General features: G+C 59.5%; 6 protein-coding genes and 1 pseudogene. 1 reads left to right on the top strand and 6 read right to left on the bottom strand.

Going from position 1 to position 7,639, the window contains the following annotated elements; all coding sequences use genetic code 11:
* Nucleotides 1-95 precede the first annotated feature (95 nt).
* From ABEA08_RS13765 to msrP, 6 genes and pseudogenes are all read right to left on the bottom strand, one after another.
* Complete coding sequence (locus ABEA08_RS13765; RefSeq protein WP_345335907.1) at nucleotides 96-764, bottom strand: DUF885 family protein; 669 nt, start codon at nucleotides 762-764, stop codon at nucleotides 96-98.
* 152 nt (nucleotides 765-916) lie between these two features.
* Entirely contained in the window at nucleotides 917-2,116 is a 1,200-nt protein-coding gene (locus ABEA08_RS13760; protein WP_345335906.1) for a DEAD/DEAH box helicase, read from the bottom strand.
* A gap of 75 nt (nucleotides 2,117-2,191) precedes the next feature.
* Nucleotides 2,192-2,536 (bottom strand): annotated as a pseudogene (locus ABEA08_RS13755) (glycoside hydrolase family 97 C-terminal domain-containing protein); the annotation flags it as partial.
* A gap of 186 nt (nucleotides 2,537-2,722) precedes the next feature.
* A complete protein-coding gene (locus ABEA08_RS13750) occupies nucleotides 2,723-4,201 on the bottom strand; it encodes a sulfatase-like hydrolase/transferase (protein WP_345335905.1) in 1,479 nt (492 codons plus the stop codon).
* Between the two features lie 147 nt (nucleotides 4,202-4,348).
* Entirely contained in the window at nucleotides 4,349-5,008 is a 660-nt protein-coding gene (msrQ, locus tag ABEA08_RS13745; RefSeq protein ID WP_345335904.1) for a protein-methionine-sulfoxide reductase heme-binding subunit MsrQ, read from the bottom strand.
* 10 nt (nucleotides 5,009-5,018) lie between these two features.
* Nucleotides 5,019-6,032 (bottom strand): protein-methionine-sulfoxide reductase catalytic subunit MsrP, encoded by a 1,014-nt coding sequence (gene msrP, locus ABEA08_RS13740; protein ID WP_345335903.1) that lies wholly within the window; start codon nucleotides 6,030-6,032, stop codon nucleotides 5,019-5,021.
* A gap of 164 nt (nucleotides 6,033-6,196) precedes the next feature.
* Between msrP and rmuC the strand changes: the two genes are divergently transcribed.
* Nucleotides 6,197-7,486, top strand: coding sequence for a DNA recombination protein RmuC (gene rmuC, locus ABEA08_RS13735; protein WP_345335902.1), 1,290 nt, complete (start codon nucleotides 6,197-6,199; stop codon nucleotides 7,484-7,486).
* The last annotated feature ends 153 nt before the right edge of the window (nucleotides 7,487-7,639 follow it).

Genomic DNA, 7,639 nt, shown 5'->3' with positions numbered 1-7,639 from the left:
CGTTCTCATCCTCGAATCGCTGACTTTCTTGGCAAGTTGCTTGAAATCGCTGGAAGTATGCATCGTCGATGCTCGGGTCACTAATCAAAGCACTATTAGATCAAACTTTTAGTGCAATTGGTATAACGCCGCTCAAACAGCGCTTGCTCAGACGCGCTCAGGGTCGAATCTGCCACTCGCGCCAGCAACGCCGGTCCCAACACCGTCAAGCCGCCGTTATTCTGCTGGATCGCCAGTGCCAGATGCGCTCGGGTGGGATCGGTCAATGCTGCGCGGGCCGCCTGATAATAGGCGGGCACCTCGGCGAGCCGGATCAGCACGGTACGTAACTTAACCGACTCCTCGGCCCAGTCACCGGCAAGCAGGCGAGCAAACGGACCGGCCACGTTATAGCGTGCCGCATTCCATTGCCAATCCCGATAGTCCCGCAAGCCCCACTCGATCCGATCGAGCCGATTGAGCAGCAGCCCCTTGTCGATCTGGCCCGCCGTGGTGAGTTCCTGATCCGCAAAGCCTTGCAACTGCTCGCGCCAATGCGCACAAAAATCCAACTGCTGCTGGCGCGCACGCTCATTCGGCACCGTCAGGCGAGCCGCATAACGGTAGTCCCCTTGATACAGCGCCCACTCCGGCAGCAGGGCTAACAGCGCCTCCAGCATCTGCGCGGCACTGTGCTCAAACTGTGCCGTACGACAGGACTGATCGCACACAGGCTCAGTCACCACCGGCTCGGCGGTCTGACAGCCGCCTACTCCTATGGTCACGCCCAGCATCCATAGCCCCGCCGCGGCCGACCTTGTTCCGCTCCCTAGCCTTACCATCCGACTCATCCTGAGTAGATAAAATGTTAAGGCAATTTAATCATTTATCCTCGGAAAGATCAGCCTCTCAATGCCACGGGACGCGCGCTCAGGATTCAGGCGCCATCGCTGGACTTGCGTTTGTTCTTCGGTACGTAGTTGAGGATGGAGATCGGCACCACCTTGCGCGGCGCAAACCCGTCGATCTCGCGCCGCTCGATCAGGTGGTCCAACCGGCTCTCGATCATGCACAGATTCTTGAAGTCGTCTTTCGACACCAAAGACACCGCTTCACCGTCCGCGCCCGCACGGCCGGTACGACCGATCCGGTGGACATACTCATCGGCCGGAAACGGCAGATCGTAGTTGATCACCAGCGGTAAGCCGTCGATGTCGATCCCCCGTGCCGCGATCCCGGTCGCGATCAAATAGGCGATCTTACCCGCTTTAAAGTCCGCCAAGATCTGCTCTCGCACCGGCTGCGTTCGGCCGCTGTGAATGCACTCAGCCTCGATCCCGCGTTTGGCCAACTGGCTCACCAGCTTGGCGGCGCCATGCTTAGTCTCGATAAAGATCAGCGCCTGAGGCCACGCCATAGTCGTCAACAGATGGCTCAGCAGCGCCGACTTCTGATCTTTATCCACCGTGGTCAACCACTGGCGGATATTGGACTTGCTGGCCTCGCGTGCCGCGATGCTGATCTCCACCGGCTCCACCATGGCCGAGCGCGCCAGCGCCCGTACCTTGTTCGACAGCGTCGCCGAAAACAGCAAGGACTGACGGCTCTCGGGCAAGCGATCGACGATCTCATTGATGTCGTCGATAAAGCCCATATCCAACATGCGATCAGCTTCATCCAAGACCAGCACCTCCAACTCATCGAAGTGAACAGCCCGGCGGTGATACATGTCCAGCAAGCGACCCGGCGTGGCCACTAGGATATCGATCCCGTCCACCAGCTTCTGGCGCTGGGGCTGCAGATCCACCCCACCCACCATCGCCATGGCCGTCAAAGGCAACGCCGCGCCATAGCGCTGGATGCTTTGCTCGATCTGCAACGCCAGCTCACGGGTCGGCGTCAAGATCAACGCCCGCACCCGCTTCTTACGCTGGGTTTGGCCCTGGCTCAAGCGCTGCAGAATGGGTAACACAAAACTGGCGGTCTTGCCGGTGCCGGTTTGCGCCGCGGCCAGCAGATCGGCCCCGGTTAACGCCGCCGGGATGGCCTGTTGCTGAATGGAGGTCGGAGCGGTATAGCCCGCGGCCGCAACCGCTTGCACGATAGGATCGCTCAATCCTAGCTTGGAGAAAGACATGGGGGAGATCTCAAACAATGGCAGGTTCGATGCTCGACGTCGCCCATAGCGCGACGCCAGCCGATATGAGGGTGATTATAACAGTCGCCGGATGATAAGGCGCGCCGCCCGATGATCACAGCGGCACTTTTGACCACAAGTAGCCCGGCCGAAGCCGGGCAAACGCCACCGAACCCACTGGTGGGCCCGACTACGCCTTAAACCGAAGGCGGTGCCACCGCAGCTGGCCAGTGTCAGCGTTAACGTCTGCGCGGCACTACCCACACGACGCTCGATCACATCGTCATAAGGATCATCACGCCAGTTCGCCTCGGCGCCATCGCGGTAGAGCGGCGTCTCATAACGTGTCTTCGGCGCCAAGTGATCCAATGCAATGCTCAACTCCCGGGGGCCGTCATCGGTGAGCGCCCCCAGATACCAGTCCTGACCGTCACTCTGATCGCCGCGCTCCTACCGGGCAAACACCACGTACTCCCCCACCTCGCCCGCCAGCGCGATGCCATCACGCAAAGGCGGGATGGCCGTGTTGCTTCACGGCCATCCCGCCTATCATCGCTATCTATGGCATAGACTAACCGCTGCCATGAACCGCAGGAGACACCACGGCTACGAGCCCGGTGACGCGATCACCCCACCCTGCTCGGTCCAGCGATACGTCTTGCCCTGGTTAAACTTGGTCAGATCCCGTTTGCACGGCGAGGCGTACGCCTTGGCAACCCCCAATTGCCGCTCGGCTGGCAAACCTATCGCGGTTTGGCTTCGCCACTCGGCGCTGGCCTGGATCATCGCCTGGTAGATCGCTCGATAGTCCGGATCATCCGCCAGATCGGTGCGCTCTAAGGGATCACGCGCCAGATCGTACAGCTCAGGCTTTTCTTTGTGGTAGATCAGCTTCATATCGCCACGGCGCATCGCCAACTTGTGGGTATGCTGCCAGTACATGTCACGCTCAGCCAACGGCTCATTGCGCAGCAAGGCCGGAGTCAGATCCATGCCATCCAACTCAGTGTCGATCCGTGCGCCCGTCAGTGCATTGAAGGTCGGAAACAGATCCATGGTCACCATCAGATCGTGATTGATCCCGCCCGGTGCAATGGTGCCCTTCCAATACGCCAGCGAAGGCACCTTGATCCCGCCCTCATAGAAGCTGTTTTTATGGCCCCGGTGCGCGCCATTGACCTGCCCATGACGCACGCCGATCGCTTCACCACCGTTGTCAGAGGTGAAGATCACCAAGGTGTTTTCCTCTAAACCGTGTTCGCGCAGCTTATCCATGATCATGCCGACGCCATCGTCCATCGACGCCACCATCTCGGAATAGCGCCGCATGTACTCCTGCTGAGGGAAGTGGCGCTGCACCGTGTAGGCATAGAAGTCGTCGGTGCGCAGGGGAGGATCATTCGGCCCCTGCATCGGCACGTGAGGCGCCGCCTCCGACAGATAGATGAAGAAGGGGCTTTCGTGCTCTCTATCAATAAAATCCACCACCGCCTGATTCAACAAGGTGGTGACATAGCCGGACTGCGCTTTGCGCTCATGATGAACCCACCAGTCCACTTCGCTTTCCGTGTTGTGCTTGGAGTTAAAGTCGATATTGCCATCGAGGAAGCCGACGAAGTCGTCAAAGCCCTGCGCCGCCGGCCGATTTTCCGGCGCCGCGCCCAGGTGCCACTTACCAAACACGCCGGTGCGGTAGCCCTGCGCCTTGAGATGCTGGCTGAGTGAGGGGTATTCGGTTGGGCTGAGCCCTTCGTCCGGCGCACAATAATGATAAAGGTGGTCCAGTCCGGTGCGCTGCGGATAGAGCCCGGTCATCAACCCCACCCGAGTCGGGGTACACACGGTGCTGGTGGCGTAGAAGTTGGTCAGCTTTATGCCGTTTTCGGCCAAGTTATCTAAGTGGGGGGTGTGGATCCCCTCACCACCAAAACTGGACAGCCCGGCATAGCCCAGATCGTCCGCGAGGATCACGATAATGTTGGGGCGGGCGTCGTCACTGCGCGCGGGTTGGCTCTGTGCCGCATGGGCAAACATTGGGACCGCCAGCGCCGTACTGATCGCCAGCGAGACAAAACAGCTTTTCATTGGGCAACTCGTTATTGTTGGTTTCGCCAGCCTGCACGTTAGCCCAGAGCTCCTTTGGAGAACAAGCCATTGAAGATCAGTTAGTTATTAACAAAGGTAAAACCTTGAGCCGCCTCATGATCCCCATTCGCTGAACCACCGCCGCGCTCACTTAGGATCGCCTTGATCCACCCAGGGCGTCGCCGTCGCCCGCAGGCGCAACCGGCGCCACCCCTTAACAAGGCCACGACGCAGCCAGGGTCGACACAGCAACAGCGCGACAAAACCGCTCAAGTACAGCGCCGGCTCGAGATCACCGGATTTCACCGACCACCAGAAATGGATCGGCCCCAACAGCGCAACCAGATAGACACCCCGATGCAATGCCTGCCAACGCCTGCCCAACTTGCGCTGCGCCCACATCGGTGAGGTGATCGCCAGCAGCAGCAAGATCACAAACGCCAGCATGCCGACGGTAATGTAGGGCCGCTCGATCACTTCACTGAGCAGCAAGCGCCAATCGCCGAGCAGATCAAACACGACAAAGGCAGCGAGATGCAGCGCCGCGTAAGTGAATGTCCATAACCCCATCAAGCGCCGAGTCCGGATCAACCAGCCCATCCGCAGACGGCGCGCCAAGGGCGACAAGCTTAGGGTCACGGCGAGGGTGTGCAAGATCCCCATGCCAAGGAAATGGATGAGGTACTGGACCGGATCGCCGCCCGCCGCGCCGCTTTGCACCCTAAGGTACAGATACAGCAGCGGCAGCGCGCAGGCCAGATGCATCCCCGCTTTAAGCCAAAAGATCCGATCGAACTTAAGCGTCATTAGCCCCCCCTCAAAAGTGACGGGCGAGATCGAGATCCCGATAGAGATCCTCGACAAACTCGCCATAGCCGTTGAACGGCTCCGTGGCGATCCGCTTGGCGGAAAGCAAGCCGCCTTCGCCGATCCGGCGCTCGCTAGCCTGAGACCAACGCGGGTGATCCACCGCCGGATTAACGTTGGCGTAGAACCCATATTCATGCGCCGCCAGCTGATTCCAGGTGGTCGGTGGCTGCTCAGCCGTGACCCGGATCCGGACGATCGACTTAATGCTCTTAAAGCCGTATTTCCACGGCACCACCAGACGGATAGGCGCGCCGTTTTGCGGCGGCAGCGTCTTGCCATACAGGCCCAAACTGAGCAGCGTGAGGGGGTGCATCGCCTCGGCCAGGGTCAGCCCCTCGACGTAGGGAAAGTCGATACCCCCGCCGATCCCCCGCGCGCGTTGTCCACGCATCTGTTTCGGATCGTACAGGGTTTCAAAGGCCACATGGCTGGCCCGGCTGCTCGGCTGCGCCGTCTCCAGCAGCTGCGACAGCGGAAAGCCCAACCAGGGGATCACCATCGACCAGGCTTCGACGCAGCGCATCCGGTAGATCCGCTCCTCCAGCGGAAATTGCGCCAGCAGCTGCGCCACACTGTAACGCCCCGGCCGCGCCACTTCACCGCTGATCTCGATGTGCCAGGGCTCGGTGCTCAGCTCTTGTGCATGCTGCTGCGGATCGGTCTTGGCCGTGCCAAACTCATAGAAGTTGTTGTGGCTGATCACCTTCTGCTCTGGCGTCAGCGGATCCTCGATGCCAAACCTGTGGCTGCCCGAATAAGGCAAAGGCGTGGTCTCGGCAGCGCGCTGTGGCTCGCCAAACCAATCCAATAATCCCGCCTGCACCCCCATCGGCACGCTCGCGCCGATCGCCGACAGCCCCAACGCCTGCACGATGCGGCGGCGCTGGCGAAACACCGACTCCGGCGTCACCTGCTGCGCTGCTAATTGCCATTTCGCCTGCTTTCCCATACCCAGCCTCATCTATTTGATCCTTCCTACAAGAACGGCGTAGTGCCGGATAACTTTCAGCGCCTACGCGGTGTGCTGTTGGATCGATTTTGCCGCCATGCCTCTTGCAGCGGGCGCCGCACAGTGACAAGCTCAAAGCTAACTGCCTATCGCTAAAGCTAATTCCCATTTTTACTATGACCGACGCTTTTTGGATCACCAGCGCCATTGCGGCCATTCTCGGTTTGCTGTGCCTCTACCTTATCAGCCATCTCAGCCATCTGCGCCATGCACTGACGTTCGCCGAGCGTCAGCATACCCAACAGTCCGAGCAACTGGAGCAACTCAACAGCAAGCTGAGCGCCAAGGAGCAGGAGCAAAACCGCTTGCACGCCGGTCTTGCCCAACTGCGCACCCAAGAGCAACACCTGCGCGCCCAACTGACACAACAGCAAGACAGCGAAGCGCGGCTCACCGAACAATTTGAGAATCTGGCCAATCGGATCTTCGAGCAGAAACAGCAAAGCTTCCTGAGCCAAAGCCACAAAGATCTCGATGCCGTCCTCTCGCCCATCAAAATGCAGATGGAGCAATTTCGACAGCAGGTTCAGACCAGCTACACCGAAGAGGCCAAGCAACGTCATGCACTGGCTCAGCAACTGCTGGATCTCAAGGCGCTCAACCAGCAGATGAGCGAGGACGCGGTCAACCTGACTAAAGCGCTAAAGGGCGACAACAAGGCCCAAGGCAACTGGGGCGAGGTGATCCTGGCGCGGCTACTGGAGCAAAGCGGCCTCAAACAGGGCCGCGAATACGAAACCCAAGCCAGCTTCCAGCAGGCCGACGGCAAGCGCTATCAACCGGATGTGTTGATCCGCCTGCCCGATGGCAAGGACGTGATCATCGACGCCAAGATGTCACTGCGCGCCTTTGAACGCTTCCACAACAGTGAAGATCCCGCCGAGCGCAGTCAGGCATTGGCCGAACACGTCGGCTCGGTACGCAATCACATCAAGGAGCTGGGCAGCAAGGACTACCATAAACTCGAAGGACTGCAGAGCCTCGACTATGTACTGATGTTTATTCCGGTCGAGCCCGCCTTCCTCACCGCCGTCGAGGCCGATCCGGCCCTGATCAACGATGCGCTGGAGCACAACATCTTGCTGGTCAGTCCCACCAACTTGCTGGTGGCGCTGCGCACCATTCAAAATCTGTGGCGCTTCGAGCACCAAAACCAGAACGCCCGCCATATCGCGCAACAGGCCGGTAAGCTCTATGACAAGATGGTTGGCTTCGCCGATGATCTGCAAAAACTCGGCAGAGCACTCGAAACCGCCAATGGCAGCTATCAGCAAGCGATGAACAAGTTCTCCAACGGTCGGGGCAATCTGCTGCGCCAAGGCGAACAGCTCAGACAGTTGGGCGTTGAGAGCAGCAAGCAGCCCGATCCTGCACTATTGAAAGCCGCGCTAGAGCAGGATAATTAACCGTGCTGGACCGGCCTGCTGCCCAGGCCGAACCCAGCAGATTTGATGCGCAACCATCCGGCAACCAACTAAGCTAAACACTGTTTCGTCATAGCGCAGGTCATGGTGCAAAGACACCGGAAAATAATCTGACCGCCGACGCAGTGTGTCGTG

Origin of the sequence: Ferrimonas pelagia (assembly GCF_039543565.1) — a bacterium.
Taxonomy (GTDB): Bacteria; Pseudomonadota; Gammaproteobacteria; order Enterobacterales; family Shewanellaceae; genus Ferrimonas; species Ferrimonas pelagia.
Note: the sequence above shows the minus strand (reverse complement) of the source record. Positions and strands in the feature narration are given on the sequence as shown.